Below are 20,635 nucleotides of genomic sequence, written 5' to 3'. Positions count from 1 at the left end.
CGTTGTCGCCGCCACCCTTGAAATGAATCGTGACCGACTACGATAACACCGCAGCTGGCTCCCACCATCGCCCCGGCGGATTCGTGAATCCGTGGCCGGGCGGTGAGCTGCACGGCTTCAAGGATTTTTTGAAGTGGCGGCTGGTCGATCGACGCCGCAAAGCCATCGAGCCGGATCCGCCGCGCAATGGGTTGCCGCGACGCACGCCGGCGATCGTCGCGCCGCGCGCGGCCCGGGACCATCGCGCGGCGACGTGGATCGGACATTCCACCGTGCTGCTGCAAATCGGCGGCGTCAACATTCTCACGGATCCGGTGTGGAGCGATCGGGCGTCTCCTGTACAGTGGGCAGGTCCGCGCCGCTTGATGTCGCCCGGTCTGCGCTTTGAAGACCTGCCCGATATCGACGTCGTACTGCAGTCACACAACCACTACGACCACCTCGACGCACACACGGTGAAGCGTATCGCGAACCGATTTCCGAACGCGGCGTGGCTGTGCCCACTCCGCGTCGGACCGCTTCTCCGTTCGTTCGGCGTTCGTCACCTCGTCGAGCGCGATTGGTGGCAATCCGTGGAAACACCGATGTACCGCGCGGTGTGCACGCCCGCGCAACATTTCAGCGCGCGCGGACTCGGCGATCGCAACGAGACGTTATGGTGTGGCTGGACGATCGACGTGGGCGGATGCCGCGTCTACTTCGCGGGGGATACTGCGTTGCATCCCGAGTTCGACGCCATCGGCGCGCTCGGTCCGTTCGACGTCGTGATGCTGCCGATCGGCGCGTACGAGCCGCGCTGGTTCATGCGCGCGGTCCACATGAATCCGGACGATGCGATCCAGGCATACGAGCATATCGCCGGCGCTGCTTCGACCACGCCGGCATGTCTCGCGCTTCACTGGGGCACCTTTCGACTCACCGACGAACCGGTGCTCGAACCGCCGCGGCTGTTTTCAGAGCTCTGGAACGCGCGGGGCTTGCCGGCCGACAAGAACTGGACGCTCGCGCACGGCGAGACTAGACGCTTCTGATCCGTTCGGCGAGCGCCGCGGCGAACCGTTCAGCCGATCCCGGGGCGAACCCGAAGAACAGGTTCGGTTCGATGAGCTCGAGCTCCATCAACAGAAACTGCCCGCCGCGCGCGATTCCGTCGACGCGCGCGTAGAGCGGGACGTCGGAGAGCGCCGCCAGGACGTGCGTCGCCTGCTCGGCGATCTCGCGCGGTGGATCGGTGGGATCGACGCTGCCGCCGTGTTCCGTTTGCACGCGGAACTCATTCCCCGCGGCGCGCTTGATCGTTGCGTGACTCAGGCGGCCGTCGATGAACGTGAACGAGAGCTCGCCGTCGCGCGGCACTTCTGGTGCGAAGGGCTGCACCAACGCGTCGCCGAGCGCGAGGGTGCGCGCGATGGCGTGACGTGCCTCGTCGTTGAGCGGCAGTTCGAGCGCGTGCGTTTCATGGCCGCTCGCCGACACGGTAGGCTTGAGCACGAACCGCGACCACCCCTCGGCCTTGGCGGTCGCCTCGACCGCGCCGGCGTCGCCGCGCGCGACGATCATCGTTGGAATGGTGACGACGCCGCGCCGGGCGAGATCGAGCAAGTACCGCTTGTCGGCGTTCCATTCGATCGTGGCGATGCTGTTCCAGGCCGGCACGCGTCCGGCGTCGAGCCGCGCGAGCCATGATTTGAATTCTTGAATATGTAAATGATAATCCCAGCACGAACGGACGACGACGCCGTCGAAGGTTTCCCAGGCAACCGCGTCGTCGGACCACACCGCCGGCTCGGCGTCGATCCCCGCCGCCGCCAGCGCCGGCAGTAACAGCTGGTCGTCTGGCGCCAGCCGGGGCGCGCGATCGTACGTCGCGAGGGCGATGCGCGGACGCATCGTCGGGTTCGTCACTGCCGGCAAGGCACGTGCGGATTCACCGGCTTCGGCACCGACAGTCGCGGCCGATGATCCGCGTTCGCGACGTACAGCGCCGCGTCGAACACCATCCGCGTCAGACGCGCGTAGTCCGGATAGTCGATGTACTGCGGCTCGTCGGTGAGCTGGTGGTAGTCCATGTGACTCCCACGCGACAACGAGACGCTTGGCACTCCGTAGCGCGCGTAGCTGTAATGATCGGCGCGACAGTAATACTGATCGGGATGGCCCGGCGCGTCGTACTCATAGTCGAACACGAACGGCAGCGGCTCCTTGGCGTTCACGGCTTCGATCCAGTCACCATACTCCTGCGACAGGCGGCGCAATCCCACGACCTCGAGGTAGGTGGGACCGCCGGCCTTTATATCGGTCGCCGCGCCGCGTCCGATCATGTCGACGTCGATCTCGGCCACAATCGAATCGATCGGCACCGTCGCATGGTCGGTGTACCACGCGGAACCGATGAGCCCCTCCTCTTCCGCCGTGTGTGAGATGAGAAGAATCGAACGTCGCGGCTTTTCTTTCCCGCGCGCGAACGCCTCGGCGATCTCGATCAGCGCGATCGTTCCGCTGCCGTCGTCATCCGCGCCGTTGTAGACCGAGTCCGGGCGCGGCGGCCGTATCGCACGCAGCGAATCGAGAATGTGGCGAATGCGAATCGCTTCTTCGGGCGTCGCCGCGCGCGGCGGACTATCGGCGCCCAGTGGGCGGACGACGGTGTTGAAGGCGCGGAGCGAGTCGTGATCGATTGCGACGTGGCGAAACCCGATGTGGTCGTTGTGCGCGCTGATCGCGACGTATTCGTTGCGAAGCGCCGGGTCCGTGCCGGGAACGATCGCGATGACGTTGCGCGCCGGGGCGCGCTCGACCGACGTGTCGCGCACGCGAACGTTCGGAACCGTTTGAAACCAGCCCCCGCTGTCGCCCGCCGGTCGGAGTCCCAGTGTGCGGAATTGCGACGCGACCCACGCGGCGGCCTTGTAGTCCCAGATCGTTCCGGCTTCGCGGCCCATCATGCTATCGTGCGCAAACGCGGTAAGGCGCAGCCGCAGATCATTGGCCGTGATCGCGGCGGACGTGCCGGATGGTGAGAGTGTGCCGGTTCGAGCGCACGCGGCCAACGTGAGCAAAACGACACAGCCGACACGAGTCGGAAAATGGAAACGCTTCATCGCAGCTGTTGAGGGAATCATCAAGATAGTCCGTGACGGCGAACGCGTGACCGGGGTCGTCCACTCACGAAACCTCGCGGACTCACCGACGTATCAGACGTATCAGTGGATGGAATATCCCACTCCCATTCAAACTTTTCATGCGACATCGCAAACTGGTAGCTGCCGCGGCTTTCCTTCTTCCCGTGTCGGTGAGCGCGCAAGTCATCGATCTCACCGCCAACAACACGGGCGTCGCGATCGGCGACAAGCCCGTCGTCAACGGCGTGCGCATCAACTTCCGCGATCGCCATCTGGAACGCGTCAACGGCGTCGACATCACCGTCTGGACGCCGTACGAACCTGCCACCGGCGCGGTGAACGGCGTCGCGATCGGCCTGCCGGCGACCGGTGCCGCGGACATCACGGGCATCGGCGCCGGCATCGTTGGCGTTGGCGCAAGCCGGTCGTTTCACGGGATTGGCGTAGCCGGTGTAGGACTCGGCGCCGGCGGTGACATGGTCGGTATCATGCTCGGAGGAATCGGTGTCGGTGGCGGCGGCTCCGTCACGGGCATCAGCATCGGCGGGATCGGTGTCGGGGCGGGCGGCTCGCTCAAAGGAATTCAGATCGGCGGGATTGGCGTCGGCGGGGCCGCCGACATGACCGGTATCAGCATCGGCGGCATCGGAGCCGGAGGCGGCGGCAACATCAAGGGGCTGGCGATCGGCGGCGTTGGAGTCGGTGGCGGTGGCTCGCTCACCGGCATTGGCATCGGTGGGATTGGCGTCGGCTCCGGCGGCAACGTCACGGGCATCAGTGTCGGCGGCATCGGTGTGGGCGCGGGCGGGACGTTGACGGGTCTCGCCATCGGTGGCGTCGGCGTGGGCGCGCCGGAGATTCACGGCGTCGCCATCGGCGGATTCGGCGTGGGTGGCGAGCGCGTGCACGCGATCGCGCTCAGCATCGCGTATTTCAAGATCGCCGAGCATGGCCGGTTCGATGGTGGCGCGCTCGCCGCGGTGAACGACGTGCGCGGCGCGCAGCACGGCCTGACGATCGGACTCTGGAATTACGCGCACGAGCTTCACGGTGCGCAGGTCGGGTTGATCAACATCTCTGACAACGGCGGCAGCCGCCGCATTCTGCCACTGATCAGCGTTCGCTGATCAGCGTTCGCTAACCGGCGTTCGCTAACCGGCGTTCGCTAATCAGCCGCCGGGCGGCCTGGGGCGGCGCGGCGCGCGGCTCATCTCGTCGAGGAAGTTGAGCGTCGAGAAGAGCAGCGCGTCCAGGTCGGCCAGTACTTCGCTCTTGGGAACGGCTCGATTCACCGCGGTGCGCGAGCGAAACGCGTTCGTCGCGGTCAGATCGTAGGTCTGCAGCATCAGCACCGCGGAGTCTCCCCGCAGCAGCTGCAGACGAACCGAGACGATCAGATCGCTGTTGAGCGTTTTTCCCAGCTCGTTCGGGTCTCGCGATCGCGCCAGCTGCAGGCGCACGGAGTCCTGATCGACGACGGAATACTGCTTCGACCGTGCGCGCAGCATGCGCCGGAGGCTGTCGGACACGGCACGTCCCAGCAGATTTGCCTCGGGCCACGACCGAATGTCGGCTGGTTCGGCAATGGCGAGGCGGCGTGGTCCGCCCGCGACCGCGCCGCCCGATGCCGAGCCGGAGTTGGCCGCGATGATCGAGTCGACCATCTTGCGCTGCGTCTCCTCGGCGAGCTTGGCTTTCGCGAGCGAGTCGCGCGTCTTCGCGGCGTCGACGCGCTTGCGCACCGCCTCCGCGATGCGAACGGAATCCTCGTGCGTGATCACGGGCCGCACCGGTTTCGGCGTTCCGGCCGGAGCAATGCTGCTCGTCGCGACCGCGCGCTTGACGACGCTTTCCGGCCGAACCACCGCCGCTGCCGGCGGCGGCGGCCCATGGGGCATCGTCGCACTCGGCGGCGATTGCGGGCGTGGGCGCGTCACGACGTAGCCGACACCGGCGAGCACGGCGAACAGAATCGCCACCGCGGCGATCCCCAGCCACGGGCGCCGTCCCGTGCGCGCATCGACGCCGCCGTTGCGCGGCGTCACGACCATCGGCATCGTCAGGGAGTCGAGCTCCTGCAGGATCTCGTCGGCGTTCTGCGGCCGCGCGTTCGGGTCTTTCGCGAGGCAGCGCATGATCAGATCCGACAGCGTGCGCGGCACCTCGGGCGAGACTTCGTGCAGTGGGTTCGGAACGCGCGTGAGTTGCGCGGCGAGCGTTTCGCGCGGCGACGGACCCGTGAACGGAGATTCGCCCGTGGCGAGCTCGTACGCGAGCAAGCCCACCGCGTAAATGTCCATGCGGTGGTCGGCTGTCGAATCTCCGGCGAGTTGCTCGGGCGCCATGTAGGCGGGGGTGCCGATCGCGATGCCGGCCGACGTCACTCCGCTCAGGGGCAATGCCGCGCTGAGCGCCTTGGCCACGCCGAAGTCGGTGACCAGCGCGTGCGAGCCCTGGGTGAGGATATTGGCCGGCTTGATGTCGCGATGAATGACGCCGCGCTGGTGCGCGAACGCGAGCGCGTCGACGACGTCGTGCAGAATGCGGACGATTTCGCGCACCGTGAAATGCCGTTTTCGCTCGAGCGCGGCGCGTAGCGACTCGCCTTCGATGTACGGCATCGTGTACCACAGGAGATCGCCCTGCTCACCCGCCGACAGGAGCGGCACGATGTGCGGATGCTGCAGCTGCGCCGCGACCTGGATCTCTCTCCGGAATCGTTCGCGATTGACGCCGGCGGCCAGCTCGGGCGGCAAAACCTTTACGACAACTTTGCGACCCAGTACGAGATCGACCGCCACGAAGACACGGCTCATGCCGCCGCCCGTCAGCTCGCGATCGAGCTGATAGTTGGCCCCCAGGGCGCTCTGGAGATGGTCGGCGAAGTCCGTCATGGCGGAGTCTGTATAGACTTTTATGAGTTCTTTCTGATGGCCGGACCGCAGATTGCCTCGCGATCACGGTGGACGACGCTGACAACGCTTTGATATAAGGTCCGCGTATGAACGCTGATGCCAGTGGCGTCGCACAATCTTACTAATTGGACACAATCGGGCGGCAAACCGCCGCCGACGTCCGGGACAACCCACCAACTGCGGGGAATCTGCGATTCACCCTTTCGGAGTCCAGCGGTTGCAGTAAGATTAAAGCGCTCTAATCTGTGGGACCATCCTCTTTCCTTCTTACCCAACAGACCGTGGCTCGAGCCAACTCGTCTCGCCGCTCCAAAGCGGCCACTGAATCGGTGATCCCGAAAAACGTCCTCGCGAAGGAAATCGCGACGATTCTCGACGATCAGCAGCTCACGCAGACCGAAGCAGCGTACATCATGCGTGATGCGCCGTCGCAGATCTCCCTCGTCGTCACCGGCAAGCTGCGCGGCTTCTCGACGGAGCGCCTCCTTCGCATGCTCGCGCGCCTGGGCCGCGACATCGATATCGTCATTCGCCCGTCCAGGGGCAAGTCCGGGAAAGTCAGCGTCGTTCGCCGGTAAGGTTCAGCTGGCGTTCAGCCAGCATTTAGCTGGCGTTCAACGCTGAGTGAAGTCCGTCGGACGGCGCGATCACCGCGCCGTCCGGCGGCGTCTCGCTCTCGAGCGACGCCAAACCGTCGTTCCACACGCGCACCCGGTCACGGCCACCGCGTTTGGCCGCATACAACGCTTCGTCGGCGCGCGCCTTCAGGCTCGTGCCCGCCGCGTCGTGCGCCGCACCGCTCACCGACACGACCCCGACGCTGATCGTGACCTGCACCCGCTTCCCGTTCACGAGGAAGTGGTGCGACCGCACGCTATCACACACCCGCACTCCCGCCCGATAGGCACCCGCGGGATCGGTATCGGGCAGCAGAATCGAAAACTCCTCGCCGCCCGTGCGCGCCACCATGTCGCCGGCGCGCGCGATCTGCACGAGCAGCGCGCCAAAATCGCGCAGCACCACGTCGCCCGCCAAGTGGCCGTAGCTGTCGTTGATGTGCTTGAAGTGGTCGAGGTCGAACGCGATCAACGAGAGCTCGCTCCCCGCGCGCGCCGAGCGGGCGATCTCGCGCGCCATCGCTTGATCGAGCCCGCGGCGATTGAGGCAGCCCGTGAGCGGATCGGTCAGCACCATGCTCGCCAGCTGGACCCGCACGCGATTGTACGCGCGCCCGACCCGCGTGATCGCGTCCGGAGCGTGATCGGCCGCCAGATCGTACGCATTCGTGAAATCACCCTGCTCCGCGTCCTCGAACAGCTCGACGATGCGCTCGAGCCGGCGCTGCGAGCTGCCGTACTGCACCAGAAAGGCGACGGACGTGATCGTGAACAGCGCCAGCGCCCAGAGCTCGTCGGGCCACCGCGGCGTCAGGCCGCGCGCCGCGACGGCGGCGAGCAGCCCGCCATACGCGCCGACGACCGCGCCAAGCGCGAACACCGCGTGCCGCCGGCCGAAGTACGATTCCGTCAAGTGCAGCACGAAGAACGACAGAATGAGTATTCTGTAATAATGGTCCGGCGACGCGGAGGCGAGCGTCGAGGCGAAGATGAAAAGAAGGTCGCACGCCACGGTCGCGGCGATCGTCGAGTCGCCCGCGGCGCCGTGCCGCCGAAGACTCCAGCCCAAGACGCCGATCGCGCCCAGGTAGCCCGCGATCACCGCCAACAGCGCGGCCGCGTTTCCCTGCAGCATGCCAAATTCTCGCAGCACGAACGCGATGCCGCCCGCCGCCATGGCGACGGCGATGCGGACACGGCCCTGCCAGAGCAGAACTTCGGCGTTCGCGCGGGCGGTGGTTTGAGGATCGCGTCTCACGAGCTCGGGGATGCAGGTCGCTCACGGCCGAGCCGGCCAGGAGTCTGGTCGCCGCTATGGTAATATTCGGACCAGTCCGCCGCCAGCACGAAAAATCCGCGCAACCGCTTGATCCACAATGGCTTATGACCAACACTGTATCCAAATGTGTATGAGCTCGGTGTGGCGCAATGCAATTTCCCGCGTCGATTGCCAGAAGCCCTGTTGAACCCTTTTCGTCACCAACCGGTTGATCTGGCAGGACGCAATGCGAAAATTGTTGATACTCATCGGCACGACCATCGGCAGCAGCATCGGTTGGTGGCTCGGCGACAAGTTCGGCCTCATGACCGCCTTCGTGCTCAGCACGGTCGGTACCGGCATCGGCATGTACTACGGCATTCGCTTCGCGCGCGAGTACGAATGATCCGTTTCTGCCCCCACCCGGGTAGACGGCTCACAACAGGGCCGCTCGTCGCCGCATCGATTGCAGCAACGGCGACCGCAGCCTCTGCGCAGCATGCTGTAATCTCCGGACGGGTGCTGTCGACCGGCACCTCGGTCGCGCTTTCCTACTCCGTGGTCGGCACGCAGCCGACTCCGCGCGAGCAATTCACCGACGCCGACGGCCGCTTCATCATTCGCGATCTGCCCGGCGGCCGCGTGACTTTCAGCGCGAAGCACGTCGGCTACACGCCGTTCGATACGACGCTCATGCTGCGCGACGGCGACACGCTGCGACTCGACATCGGCCTGTCGCTGATCACGATCGAGCTGCCGGCGATCCAGACGCTCGCGAAGGCCTGCATGCATCCCGGCGCATCCATGGCGCGGTACGGCACCGCGCTCGCGACGCTGTTCGAGCAAATGCGCGAGAACGCCGAACGCAATCGCCTGCTCGAGCGATCGTATCCGTTCGAGCTTTTCATCGAACGAACCATCTCACGACCGGAACCGATGCTCGAGGCGCGCTTCATCGCGATCGATACCATCGAGCGGGGCAGCGCGCGCAGCTGGGCGTACGAGCCGGGCAAGCTGCTGGGGCGGCGGCAGATCGACGAAGGCGTATTCAGCGGCACCTGGACGACCATCACGATGCCCGAGCTCGCGGACTTCGCCGATGAGCGTTTTCTGAACTCACACTGCTTCGACTATTCCGGCGTCGATGAGCTGGACGGCGATTCGCTGCTGCGCATCGACTTCGTGCCGGCGCCGACGGTGCATACGCCCGACATCGGCGGCACACTGTACCTCGATCGGAAAACATTCCAGCTTCGCGCGACGATCGTGAGCCTGGTGAATCTCACGAAGGACTTGCGGCGCCGCATCGGCGGCCAGTCCATTCGCGCCGACTTCAGGGAAGTCGTGCCGGGCGTGCCGGTGCTGGACCGCATCTCGTCGATGGTCTATCCGCGCGACGACATCAAGGGCAAGATCCCCGATGAGCCGTCGACCGAGGAACAGCGAACGCTTCGCGTGAAGTTTCTGAAAGGAAAGCCGTAAGCGCGGTGAGCCAGCGCCGTCGCACTGGCTCGCCGCGTTCGCTTACACGGCCGCGGCGATCACGTCGTCGGCGAAGCGTTCCATCTCCTCGAGCTGCGGGCTGCACTGGAGCAGCAGCAGGTTCACGCCCACCGCCGCGAACTCCGCGACACGCTCGGCCACCTGATCGGGCGTCCCGGCCAGGCCGGCGCGCAGTCCGCGATTCGACACCGAGTAGTCCTGCAGGCTCACCTGCTGTTCGAGCTTCGTGTTCGAGATCCAATCGCGATAGTTGCCGTAGCCGGGTGAGCCGATCGCGACGTTCGTGATGCGATCGATCTCGTCCCGCACCTCGGACTCCGTGTCGCGCACGATGGCATACGCCGCGACGCCGAACTGCATCGGCGGGAGATCGACGCCGAGCGCTTCGGCGGCGCGCTCGCGCCGTTCGCGCATGTCGGCAATCTTCGGCGCGATGCGCTCCGGTGGATCACCGTGCATGACGTACGCGTCGCACTGCCGCGAGATGAGCGTCTTCGCGGCGTCGGACTCGCCGCCGGCGTAGATCGTCGGCCGCGGACGCCTGTCGCGCGAGATCGGCTTGGGCTCGAGCACGATGTCGTCGTGATTGTAGAACTTCCCGTGATAGGAGAATTTCTTCTCCCTCCACGCGCCGTCGACCACGTCGAGCCATTCCTTCGTGCGCGCGTAGCGGTCGTCATGCTCGTCGAACGCGGCGCCGAAGCGGCGGGCTTCGTCCTTCCACCAGGCCGACACCACGTTCAGCGCCAGACGGCCGTTCGAGATGCGATCGATGTTCGCCGCCTGCTTGGCGAGAATCGCCGGCGGATGAAACGACGGGCGAACGGCCACCATCAACTCGAGCCGCTCCGTGACCGCCGCGAGCGCGGCCGCGGTCGACCATGCGTCGAGCGACGGCGCCTCGATTCCCTTGATGTCGTTGAGCAGCAACTCGGCGATCAGCGTGATGTCGTAGCCGAGCTCCTCGCTGCGCTGCGCGAGCGTCTTCACGTAATCCCACGACGCCGCCATGCCCTCGTCGTCGACGTTGCGCAGCCAGCCGCCGAAAACGGGAAGCCAGTATCCGTATCGCATTACGCCGTCACTCCCACCGGACGCGCGGCCGCACGCGTCTCGATATAGTCGACGAACCGCGGCCACGGATCGAAGCCAATGACGTCCAACGGCTGCGCCACGAAGTTCGAGAGCGCGTTGACGTCGTAGAAGTAGTGTTTGCCGTCGCGGTCGTCGATCATGTACTCGATGCCGCCGATGTCGAGGCCCGCGCGGCGCGAAATGAGCTCGACCTGCTCGATGATCTCGCGCGGCGGCTCGTAGCCTTCGACCTTGAGGCCCGACTTCGGCGCGTCGACCGCGCACGCGCCGCCGACCAGCTCTACGCCGTCCTTCGTCTGGCAGGCGTCGGCCGGGCAGAGGTCGAACGAACTGCCGGCCGGATACACCTTGATCGCATAGAGGTATTTGCCGCCCATCGTCTCGACGCGCACGATGTGGCCGTCGCGGAATGGCACCGATTCCTGCACCAGCGCCACGCCGTCGATGCCCAGCTGCACGTCGCCGCGTTCAACGGCGCCGGTGAGCGCCGCCTCGGTCTCATACCGCACGATGCCGGCGCCCGAGCCGCCGATGTTCGCCTTCACGAGCACCGGATAGCGCAATCCCTCCGCCGCCTTCGCCGCGAGCGACGCATTGTTGATGGCGCGCGACTTCGGGTATGGAAGCCCGAGCTCCTCGAGCAGATCCAGCTGTGATGCTTTAGAAAGTTCGAATGAGTATACTTGTAATCCATTGATCACCGGGATCCCGATGCGCTCGAGATGCCGCAACCAGTGGAGCGTGTGGAACGTCGACTGGGCGTGCCCGCGCAGATACGCCGACGGGCTCGCGCGATTCACGACCACGGAATACGGCACGTCGTCCTCCGATGGATCGAACACGTGCGCGGCCGCATCGAGGCGGACGTACGGCAGCCCGCGCCGATCCAACTCGGCGAAGAGCGGCTTGAACCAGTCGGGATGCTCGTGATAGACGGCGATGGGTTGCATGAAGAACCTGTGAGTGAGGAACGATCTGCAAACAAAAAAAACGCCCCGATCCTGGCTGAGGATCGGAGCGCGAGTCGCGAAGTGAGTTCGCTACTACATGTCGTGCACGCCCAGACCCTCAGGTGTCGGTTGACACATGAGACACATGCAGCAGCAGCACATGGTTTGGGCGCGGGTCATGATCAGAAAGTAAGGCGGTTACTCAGGCCGTCAATAGGATTGGATAAAGTATCGGGAATCTTTACTCAAAACTTGGACTCGAGATACAGGTCCACCCGGTACTGCTTCCGCGGATACAACCCGCGCGCCACGTCGAACCGGAACAACCCGTCCATGAACGAAACGCCCGCCCCCACACCGCTCATCGGCCGGCCGACCTGGCTCAACTTCGACCGGTTACCTACCCACCCCAGATCGCCGAACATACTGGGCCGAATTCCCGGGTCGTTCGAGCCAAGCTCGAGTCGCGACATCCAATAGGCATTGCCGCTTTGCGTCGTGTCGGGCGCCTGTCCTCGAATCGTCTGCGACCCGCCGAGGAACCAACGCCGCTGCGGCGGCAGTCCCCCGACCGAGCTCCCGCCCGAAAGCGTCATCGCGGCGGCGACTCTCCCGAGACCGTGCGACGCCGTGAAGTCCAGCGCCGCGCGGCCATAGAGCGAGTCGCCGTGCGCGGCTTCGACGCGCAGATCGGTGAACAGCCGCAAGCCGTTGGGATCGAGGCCGTAATCGTTCGTCAACCGAGCACCAACGCCTTCGTACGTATCGGCACGCGACGTGATGTTCGGCACGAAGCCCGAACCGTTCACGGTGAAGTTGGAGCGCACCTTCGCCGAGCGCTGGTTTTCCACGAACGCGCGCCAATTGAGACGCGTCGAGCCGAGCGGCGTGCCGCGCGCGCCGTTCAGCTCGACGCCGGACGCCCGATAGTAGAATCCTTCATCGCGCCCGAAGAAGAGCGCGGAGAACGAGCTGCCGAAGCTCAGCGGATGTCCCCAATCGCTCGCCGACACGAGATGGTTGTACACGCGCGCACCGATCGAGTCGGTGAAATTCGTCCGCGTTCCGCCGAGCTCCACGTTCGGCTCCAGATCGGCAAGCCCCAGTCGCGCGATGCCGGTGGCACTGTATCCGCCCCCGAGCTGCTGATCGACCGATGCGCCGAACGAGAAGCCCTCGACGCGATTGTACCGCATCATCGACGGCCCGTACGCGATGGTCGGCTTGGGCAGCAACGAGGGCCGGAATTGGAGCGGCGCCTGCGCGCTCAGCGACAGCGCGGCGGCCTTGAGCGCTTCGAGATCTTTCTCATTGAAGATCTCTTCATTCTTGTCATAGATCGACGGGGGCAAGTCGGGTGAATGCTCGAGCTTTTCCGGATCGCACGGAACGCGCATCGCGACGCGCACTCGGCCGTTGTAGGGATCGCGTGTCGTCGTTCGCGTGTCGGACGTGTCGCACGCCGATATCGGCATCGGCGGGCGCGGCTTGAGACCGGCTCGAATGGAATCGTTCGACGCGCGCGCTCGTGCGCGCTGCGCGGCCGTGGCGGAATCGATCCATGCGCGGCGCGCCCGGCCCCTCAGCGAATCGGGTACTTGCACCCGGGCGCGCGGCGAAAACTGCCCGAAATTGATCGGCGGCAAGGTGTCCTTGCCGTTCACGCTCGCGTACTTGAAACTCTCTTCCATCTTCACCGGCACGTGCATGAAGGATACGGTCGCGCTTCCTTCGGCAACGCGCAGCCGAGGCAGCCAGAAGCGCCCCTCATACAACCCATACTCGACGCCGATCGCCGACAGCTCGGCTTTCATGGGCGACATCATGGCCATGACCCACCCTGGGACATCGTCTTCGCCGGTTTGATTCTCCTCCTTGACCAGGCCCCAGACATCGATCGGCACCGATAAGCGATACGCGGCGCGCACGACTTGTCCGGATCGCGTATCCAACCACGCCGAGCCCACGACCAGATTCCACTTCGGTTGGCGCGGCCGGAAACGAAGCTCTCGCAAATGCACGCTCGTACCGTCCGGAAGCCGGAAGCTCAGCGAATCGCCGCTCTCGAAGGTGTAGTACGCCTCAGCGCCGTCGGCGATCGGATTGACGATCTCGCTCTCATCGACTTGCGCGCGCGCAACCTCGCCGCCGCCCACCCACAATGGCTCGTAACCGGGATAGTACGGAACGGCGCCCATCAGGTCGGGCTCGCTCCGCGACTCACGTTTGATCTCGCGATCCGCCTCGTCATTGTGGACGATTGGAACCACCGTGCGCGCGCCTTTGACATCCACCCACGCGCCAATGCCTTGCTGCCAACGAACCCGTGACGCGGCTTCGTGACGGAAGATCAAGCGGTTTCGGCCGATGCTGGTGATGCTCATCCCCGCGGACACGCGTTCGTACGCCATCGCGTCATATGAGCGGAGCGCCGAGTCCTGTCGCATTCGCGCGACGCGCGCTGCAAGCAACATGCTCCGCGCCGTCGCATCGTGAAACGCGCTGGAGCGAAGCGCTTCTGTCACCGGCCGCCGGCGACCCTGCTCCCCGTACTGCGAGGTTCGCATCGTGACGGAGTCGCGCGTGCTGTCGATGACCCGCGGATAGCGCGGATAGTCGGGACGCCCGCTCTGTGCGACCTGAAAGGTCAGACACAGCGCGGCACTGAGGAGCGGCAATAGCATGATTCGAGGCCTCGTGAGCGCTGCCATCGGTACGGGCGAGACTCAGCCCGGGTTTCGAACGAGCCGTGCCGTGCGTTAATTCCCGGCCATACGTCAACTCCCCCGCTACCCTCCGTCGGTCCCATGCCTCGACTTCGTCCGTTCGCTCTCATCCTCGCCGCGAGCGTGTCGTTCAGCCACGGCGAGCGCGCACTCGCGCAGACACCCGTCGACTGGAACGCGCTCACGAATGAGACGGTGCGTGTCCTTTCGGATTACATAAAGATCAATACGACGAATCCGCCCGGTAACGAGCTCCAGGCGGCTCGATTTCTCAAGCAGATTCTCGACAAGGAAGGCATCGAGGCGCGCATTCTCGATACCGCCGAGCTTGCACCCAGCGGCCGCGCAAATCTGTATGCGCGGATCAAAGGAAACGGATCGAAGAAAGCGATCGCGCTGGTGCACCACATGGACGTCGTGCCGGTGACGCCAAGTTTCTGGTCGGTCGATCCATTCGCGGGGCTCGTGAAGGACGGGTACATCTGGGGCCGCGGCACGATCGACATGAAGGGCGAAGGCATCGTGCAGCTCATGACGATGATCGCCATCAAGCGGAGCGGCCTGCCGCTCAGCCGCGACATCGTCTTCATCGGCAACGCCGACGAGGAACTGGGTTCAACCGGCGCGGTGGTGTTCGTCAAGCGCCATCCCGATCTGCTCGAGGACGTCGAGTACCTGATGACCGAAGGCGGCGGCAATCAGGTTGAGCGCGGGAAGCTCGCGTATTACGGCGTGGGCGTCGCCGAGAAGCGCACGTTCTGGCAGCGCGTGAGCGTGCGCGGCACGCCGTCGCACGCGTCGCGCCCGACGAAGCTCAACCCCGTGCCAAAACTCGTGGCGGCGCTCGACAAGATCGCCCGCTACGAGACGCCGCTCCACGCCACGCCGGGCGTCGCGAAATACTTTCACGACATCGCGCGGACGTATCCCGAGCCGCAGCGCACGTGGCTGAGCGACGTCGCGGCGGCTTTAAATAATGCTAAAGCGCGCGACTGGATCACGAACGACGTCTACTGGAACGCCATTCTGCGCAACACGATCTCCCTGACGGCGCTTCAGGGGTCGAACAAGACGAACGTCATCCCGGCCGAAGCCACCGCGGAGCTGGACATTCGGCTGCTGCCGGACACCGACCCCGTGGAGTTCATGAAGACGTTGCGGCGGATCGTCGGCGACACGGCGGTGCATTTCACGACGTTGCTCGAGCCCAAGCCGCCGCTCGAGAATCCGATCGCCACCGATCTCTTTCGGGCCATCGAGCGCGCGTCGCACGATCGCGATCCGAACGCCTTGGTCACGACGCCAATGCTGACCGCCGCCACCGACCGCCCGACCTACCGCGCGCTCGGTATCATCACGTACGGATTCGATCCGTTCAAGATCGAAGCGTCGGACCTGCAAACGGGCATGCACGGCAACAACGAGCGCATCTCGGTCGACAACGTCGCGTTCGGGCTCAAGTACACGTACGACGTGCTGCGGTACGTGCAGTAGCGGCCGCCGCGCCTACGGCTTGCGACGCGCCGATTCCGGATCGCGCGTCCAGAGCGCGATCACGCCGCACGTCGCGTCGCTCGTACGAAAGTCGGCGGGGATCTCCGAGGCGCTGCGATACACCTCGACACCCTCGAGGGTCAGCGGGTCGAAGTCGTCGACGTTGCCGTTGGGATACGGCTCGCCGTCAACGTAGATCCGCACCGAGCAGTCGCCGCGCGCCGTCGTGTTCCGCGATCGCTGCATGTGCACGGGCTGCGGATCGCCGGCGCGCATCTGGATGACGCCGATACCAGGCAACGTCCGAAGCAGCTCGCTCACACTGGCGGCCTGACGCTTCTCGATCTGATCGCGCGTGATGAACGAGCCCACGCCGCGCGCGCGGCGGCGATTGAACGATCCCATCTTTCCGCGCATCGGATCCGCGGCGACGTGCTCGGTGTCGAGCAGCGCGACCGCGGGCCTCATCTCGAAATCGCCGACGACGACTCCGCCCGCTTGCACCACGACGGCGATCGTTTCCGGCGCGAAGCCAAAGTGCCGCGCCGTGAGCAGCACACGGCCGGCCGCGAGACCATCCAGCCGATACGCGCCCGCCTCGTTGGTTCGTGCGCTCAACCCGCCGCCGAGCGGAGCCACGAGGACGCCGCCCACGCGATGTCCCGCGGAGTCGCGCGTCGTTCCGCGCGCCGCGCCTACCTCCGATCGCGTCGACCGCTGGGCGGCGACGATCGCCGGAACAAACACCAACAAACCGACGACAACACGCATGGCTGGGTGGGTGACCGCTCTTTCACGCTATGACCTGACGCAATCCCGAGCAAGGGGACCCAGGTGTAGGTTTCAGCGCGTATGCCTATTTCCGCGACCGCCGCCGCCGCGCCCGCGTTGTTCGTCGAGAATCTTCGAAAGTCGTTCGGTAACGTCCACGCGGTCGCGGGGCTCGACCTCACGGTCGCACCGGGCGAATGCTTTGGCCTGCTGGGGCCCAACGGCGCCGGAAAAACGACGACCATCGAGATCTGCGAAGGGCTGCTGGCGCCCGACTCGGGGCGCGTCGAGCTGCTCGGCATGCAGTGGGACCACCATGAGCACGAGCTTCGTGAGCGTCTTGGTATTCAACTTCAGGAAACGCAGCTCGCCGACAAGCTGACGGTGGAAGAGACGGTGCGGCTGTTTCGCAGCTTCTACACATCGGGCCGCACCGTCGACGAGGTCATTCGCCTCGTTCAGCTCGAAGAGAAGCGCGACGGTCGCGTGGGCAAGCTGTCCGGCGGCCAGAAGCAGCGCCTGGCGCTCGCGTGCGCCATCGTCGGCGATCCCGACCTCCTCTTTCTCGACGAGCCCACCACCGGTCTCGATCCGCAGTCCCGACGGCAGCTCTGGGATTTGATCACGGAATTCAAATCGCTCGGCCGCACGATCATTCTGACGACGCACTACATGGACGAAGCGGAGATACTCTGCGACCGCGTCGCCATCGTCGATCACGGAAAGGTCATCGCCCTCGGCACACCGCTCGAGCTCATTAGATCGCTGGGCGCCGAGCATGTGGTGGAGTTCGCGCTTGCGCCGGGGAGCACGCCGCTGGACACCGAGGCGTTGCGCGCGCTCGAGGGGGCGCGCACCGCGCGAACGGTGACCGGCGGGTACGAGCTGCAGGTCAGTGCATTGCATCGCGCGGTGCCGGCGCTCTTGTCGTTCATCGCGCAGCGCGGCGCGGAAATGACGCAACTCACCACGCATTCCGCTTCACTCGAGGACGTGTTCGTGTCGCTCACGGGGAGACAGCTTCGCGATGAGTGAACGAGGTAAACAGGGTAAGCGGGATGATCGAGGCGATCGGGGCTCGCTGGCGCAGCTCGTCGGGGTGCGTTTCAAGGAGTACACGCGCGAACCGGAAGCGTTGTTCTGGTCGTTCGGCTTTCCCATTCTGCTGGCCATCGGACTCGGCATCGCGTTTCGGAGCAAGCCGCCTGACATCGTGCATGTCGCCGTGGCGAATACGGACTCGCGAGCCGCGGGCATCGCGGCGTCGTTGAAGCGCGACAAGGGACTCGCTGTGGACCTGCTTGCGGCCGATACCGCCGCCACTGCGCTTCAGACGGGACGCGTGGCGCTGGTTGCCACGCCCGCCGCCGACGGCGGCGTCACGTACCAGTTCGATAACACGCGGCCCGACGCGCGCGACGCGCGGATGATGGTCGATGACGCGCTGCAGCGCGGCGCGGGTCGCGCCGATCCCGTTCGCGTGAGTGAGCGACAGGTGCGCGAAGCGGGCGCGCGCTATATCGATTTCGTCATCCCCGGCCTGCTCGGCATGACGATCATGGGCGGCGGCATCTGGGGACTCGGTTTCTCGATCGTCGATCAGCGGCGTAAGAATCTGCTCAAGCGGCTCGTGGCGACTCCCATGTCGCGCGCCGAGTATCTCTTGTCGTACATCATTTCGCGGCTGGTGATGCTGACGATCGAAGCCGGCGTGCTACTGACGTTCTCGAGATTGTTCTTCGGCGTGCCCATGCGTGGTTCGATCTTCGCGGTCGCGGTCATTACCGTCGTCTCCGCGCTCGCGTTCGGCGGACTCGGCTTGCTCATCGCGTCGCGCTCCAAGACCATCGAGGGCGTGTCCGGCCTCATGAACCTCACCATGCTGCCCATGTGGGTGTTGTCCGGCGTGTTCTTCTCGTCGGAGAATTTTCCGCACGCCGTGCAGCCGTTCATCAAGGCGCTGCCGCTCACCGCGACGAACGACGCGTTGCGGGCGAGCATGCTGCGTGGTACGGCGCTGCCCGCATTGTGGCCTCAATTCGCGATTCTCGCGGCGTGGATGATCGTGTGCTTCATGGTCGCGTTGCGCGTCTTCCGCTGGAGGTGAGCGTTGGGGGGCGATCTCTCGCGTGATGACCTCGTAACCAATGGGCGCGCGATCCTCGACTGGATCGCCGAATATCTCGAGCATCCCGAGAAGTTTCCGGTGTTGTCGCGAGTGGCGCCGGGCGAGATACGCGCGTCACTGCCTTCGTCACCACCGCGCGCGGCCGAACCGCTCGAGACGATCATCGGCGATTTCGAGTCGAAGATCCTCCCGGGTATCACGCACTGGAATCATCCGGCATTCTTCGGATACTTCGCGACGTCGTCGTCGATTCCCGGCATTCTCGGCGAGATGCTCGTCTCGGCGCTCGACGTGAAGGCCATGCTGTGGAAGACGTCGCCGGCGGCGACCGAGCTCGAGCAAGTCGTGACCGATTGGTTGCGCCAGATGCTCGGGTTGAGCGGCGAGTGGTTTGGGATCACGACCGACACGGCATCGATTTCGTCGATGCTTGCGCTCGCCGCGGCGCGAGAAGCGCGTCCCGAGCTGGCGATTCGCGAACGAGGCATGGCGGGACGCGCCGATCTTCCGCGGCTTCGCGTTTATGCGTCGCCGCACGCGCACTCGTCCGTCGACAAGGCAGCGCTCGCGCTCGGGCTTGGTCTCGAGAATGTCGTAAAGGTGGATGACGACGACGAGTTCCGCATGCGGCCCGAGGCGTTGGAGCGGGCGATCGCAGACGATCGCGCGCAAGGCTATCTGCCGCTCGCGTGCGTCGCGACGGTGGGCACCACGGGAATGACGAGCATCGATCCCGTGCCCGCCATCGCGGCGATCGCCAAACGCGAAGGCGTTTGGCTGCACGTAGACGGAGCGTACGGCGGCATGCTGGCGATCGTTCCGGAATACCGCTTCGTGCTCGACGGTGTCGAGGGCGCGGATTCGCTCGTCGTGAATCCGCACAAGTGGTTGTTCACGCCGTTCGATTGTTCGGCGTTCTACATCAAACGTCCCGATGTGCTCAAGCGCGCGTTCTCACTCGTGCCCGAGTATCTCGTGACGCGCGAGCAGGACGACGTCGTGAACTACATGGATTACGGCGTCCAGCTCGGGCGCCGGTTCCGCGCGCTCAAGCTGTGGATGATCATCCGTGCGTTCGGCGTCGATGGGCTCGCCGATCGGTTACGTGAACACTGCGAGCTCGCGCGCGAGTTCGCGTCGTGGGTCGCCAAGAGCTCTGACTGGGAACTGATGGCGCCCGTGCCTTTCTCACTCGTTTGCTTCCGCTACACGGCGAACGGATTGGGTGACGACGGGGCCGACCGGCGCAATGAGGCGATCATGCACGCCGTCAACGCCGGCGGCGACGTGTTTCTCTCGCATACGAAGATCGACGGCCGGTTCACGCTGCGGCTCGCGGTCGGAAACATTCGCACTGAAAAGAAGCACGTGCGCCTGGCGTGGGATCGCTTGAACGAGGCCAGTGCTCGCCTCGCTACTTGATGTCGCGGTACGACTGCGGAAACTCTTTCTTGAGATTCGCCACCTTCGGCAGATCGTACATCGCGATGTACGGCTGCGTCGGATTCAGCTCGGCGTAGTGCTGATGGTACGCCTCCGCCGGATAGAAGTTCTTGTACGCCACGACTTCGGTCACGATCGGCTGTGAGTACGTGTGCGACTTCGTCAGCTGATCGATGAACGCCTTCACCTCACGCTTCTGATTGTCGTTCATGTAGACGACCATCGAGCGATATTGCGTGCCGACGTCCGGACCTTGGTGGTTGAGCTCCGTTGGATCGTGCGCGACCGTGAAGAAGATGCGTAGCAGTTGATCGAGCGAGACCTGCGACGGATCGAACGTCACGCGCACCGACTCGGCGTGGCCCGTTCGTCCGGAGCTCACTTGCTCGTACGACGGCTTGTCCGCCCAACCGCCGGAGTACCCGGAAACGGCGCTCGTTACGCCCTTGGTGTGCTCGAACACTGACTGAATACCCCAGAAGCATCCACCGGCGAAGATGATCGTTTCGTCGGACTTCGCCGCTGTCCCCGCACTGGCCGAGCCCGCGGCGAACGTGGCGAGCATGCCGGCCAGCAAGAATGTGCGTCTCATCATATGAGCCTCCGCTCACTT

General features: G+C 65.0%; 18 protein-coding genes. 9 read left to right on the top strand and 9 right to left on the bottom strand.

All coding sequences use genetic code 11. The features are described 5' to 3' along the window. Positions 1 to 29: 29 nt before the first annotated feature. Positions 30 to 1,031 carry an MBL fold metallo-hydrolase gene (locus tag VN706_14530; GenBank protein ID HXT16852.1) on the top strand — a complete coding sequence of 334 codons (1,002 nt, stop codon included), beginning with the start codon at positions 30 to 32 and terminating at the stop codon, positions 1,029 to 1,031. Here the strand turns inward: VN706_14530 and VN706_14525 are convergent. Then, a complete protein-coding gene (locus VN706_14525; protein HXT16851.1) occupies positions 1,018 to 1,905 on the bottom strand; it encodes a hypothetical protein in 888 nt (295 codons plus the stop codon). The genes VN706_14530 and VN706_14525 overlap by 14 nt on opposite strands. Further along, positions 1,902 to 3,101, bottom strand: a complete 1,200-nt coding sequence (locus VN706_14520; GenBank protein HXT16850.1) for a M28 family peptidase — start codon at positions 3,099 to 3,101, stop codon at positions 1,902 to 1,904. The genes VN706_14525 and VN706_14520 overlap by 4 nt, the downstream gene beginning before the upstream one ends. Before the next feature lie 140 nt (positions 3,102 to 3,241). On the opposite strand from VN706_14520, the gene VN706_14515 reads away from it, so the two are divergent. Continuing rightward, on the top strand, positions 3,242 to 4,249 hold the full coding sequence (locus tag VN706_14515) for a hypothetical protein (GenBank protein HXT16849.1): 1,008 nt from the start codon (positions 3,242 to 3,244) through the stop codon (positions 4,247 to 4,249). 42 nt (positions 4,250 to 4,291) lie between these two features. Here the strand turns inward: VN706_14515 and VN706_14510 are convergent, their stop codons facing one another. Further along, a complete protein-coding gene (locus VN706_14510; protein HXT16848.1) occupies positions 4,292 to 6,016 on the bottom strand; it encodes a serine/threonine-protein kinase in 1,725 nt (574 codons plus the stop codon). A 302-nt stretch (positions 6,017 to 6,318) separates the two neighbouring features. Here VN706_14510 and VN706_14505 point away from each other — a divergent pair, with 302 nt between their 5' ends. Further along, positions 6,319 to 6,615, top strand: a complete 297-nt coding sequence (locus VN706_14505) for an XRE family transcriptional regulator (GenBank protein ID HXT16847.1) — start codon at positions 6,319 to 6,321, stop codon at positions 6,613 to 6,615. 25 nt (positions 6,616 to 6,640) lie between these two features. On the opposite strand, the gene VN706_14500 is transcribed toward VN706_14505, so the two are convergent. Next, complete coding sequence (locus VN706_14500) at positions 6,641 to 7,912, bottom strand: GGDEF domain-containing protein (protein ID HXT16846.1); 1,272 nt, start codon at positions 7,910 to 7,912, stop codon at positions 6,641 to 6,643. A gap of 247 nt (positions 7,913 to 8,159) precedes the next feature. Between VN706_14500 and VN706_14495 the strand changes: the two genes are divergently transcribed. After that, a complete protein-coding gene (locus VN706_14495) occupies positions 8,160 to 8,318 on the top strand; it encodes a hypothetical protein (protein HXT16845.1) in 159 nt (52 codons plus the stop codon). Between the two features lie 113 nt (positions 8,319 to 8,431). Then, positions 8,432 to 9,394, top strand: a complete 963-nt coding sequence (locus tag VN706_14490) for a carboxypeptidase-like regulatory domain-containing protein (GenBank protein HXT16844.1) — start codon at positions 8,432 to 8,434, stop codon at positions 9,392 to 9,394. 42 nt (positions 9,395 to 9,436) lie between these two features. Here the strand turns inward: VN706_14490 and VN706_14485 are convergent, their stop codons facing one another. The 3 genes from VN706_14485 to VN706_14475 form a co-directional block, all read right to left on the bottom strand. Beyond that, positions 9,437 to 10,489 (bottom strand): LLM class flavin-dependent oxidoreductase, encoded by a 1,053-nt coding sequence (locus VN706_14485; GenBank protein HXT16843.1) that lies wholly within the window; start codon positions 10,487 to 10,489, stop codon positions 9,437 to 9,439. Then, positions 10,489 to 11,460, bottom strand: coding sequence for a hypothetical protein (locus VN706_14480; GenBank protein HXT16842.1), 972 nt, complete (start codon positions 11,458 to 11,460; stop codon positions 10,489 to 10,491). Before VN706_14480 ends, VN706_14485 begins: the two co-directional genes overlap by 1 nt. A 245-nt stretch (positions 11,461 to 11,705) precedes the next feature. Further along, positions 11,706 to 14,144: a ShlB/FhaC/HecB family hemolysin secretion/activation protein gene (locus VN706_14475; protein HXT16841.1), complete on the bottom strand. Its 2,439-nt coding sequence runs from the start codon at positions 14,142 to 14,144 to the stop codon at positions 11,706 to 11,708. 123 nt (positions 14,145 to 14,267) lie between these two features. On the opposite strand from VN706_14475, the gene VN706_14470 reads away from it, so the two are divergent. Further along, positions 14,268 to 15,680, top strand: coding sequence for a M20/M25/M40 family metallo-hydrolase (locus VN706_14470; protein ID HXT16840.1), 1,413 nt, complete (start codon positions 14,268 to 14,270; stop codon positions 15,678 to 15,680). Between the two features lie 12 nt (positions 15,681 to 15,692). On the opposite strand, the gene VN706_14465 is transcribed toward VN706_14470, so the two are convergent. Next, a complete protein-coding gene (locus VN706_14465) occupies positions 15,693 to 16,451 on the bottom strand; it encodes a TonB-dependent receptor (protein HXT16839.1) in 759 nt (252 codons plus the stop codon). An 81-nt stretch (positions 16,452 to 16,532) separates the two neighbouring features. Between VN706_14465 and VN706_14460 the strand changes: the two genes are divergently transcribed. From VN706_14460 to VN706_14450, 3 genes are read left to right on the top strand one after another with little or no spacing between them, the layout of a single operon-like run. Continuing rightward, complete coding sequence (locus tag VN706_14460; protein ID HXT16838.1) at positions 16,533 to 17,486, top strand: ABC transporter ATP-binding protein; 954 nt, start codon at positions 16,533 to 16,535, stop codon at positions 17,484 to 17,486. After that, a complete protein-coding gene (locus VN706_14455; GenBank protein ID HXT16837.1) occupies positions 17,479 to 18,558 on the top strand; it encodes an ABC transporter permease in 1,080 nt (359 codons plus the stop codon). The genes VN706_14460 and VN706_14455 overlap by 8 nt, the downstream gene beginning before the upstream one ends. 3 nt (positions 18,559 to 18,561) lie before the next feature. Next, on the top strand, positions 18,562 to 20,001 hold the full coding sequence (locus VN706_14450) for a pyridoxal-dependent decarboxylase (GenBank protein HXT16836.1): 1,440 nt from the start codon (positions 18,562 to 18,564) through the stop codon (positions 19,999 to 20,001). On the opposite strand, the gene msrA is transcribed toward VN706_14450, so the two are convergent. Beyond that, positions 19,994 to 20,617: a peptide-methionine (S)-S-oxide reductase MsrA gene (gene msrA, locus VN706_14445; GenBank protein ID HXT16835.1), complete on the bottom strand. Its 624-nt coding sequence runs from the start codon at positions 20,615 to 20,617 to the stop codon at positions 19,994 to 19,996. The two genes, VN706_14450 and msrA, sit on opposite strands and share 8 nt — an antisense overlap. Positions 20,618 to 20,635: the final 18 nt, after the last annotated feature.

The sequence above is a fragment of the Gemmatimonadaceae bacterium genome (assembly GCA_035606695.1).
GTDB lineage: Bacteria > Gemmatimonadota > Gemmatimonadetes > Gemmatimonadales > Gemmatimonadaceae > JAQBQB01.
The sequence above is the reverse complement of the archived record's forward strand: the minus strand, read 5'-3'. Positions and strand labels throughout refer to the sequence as shown.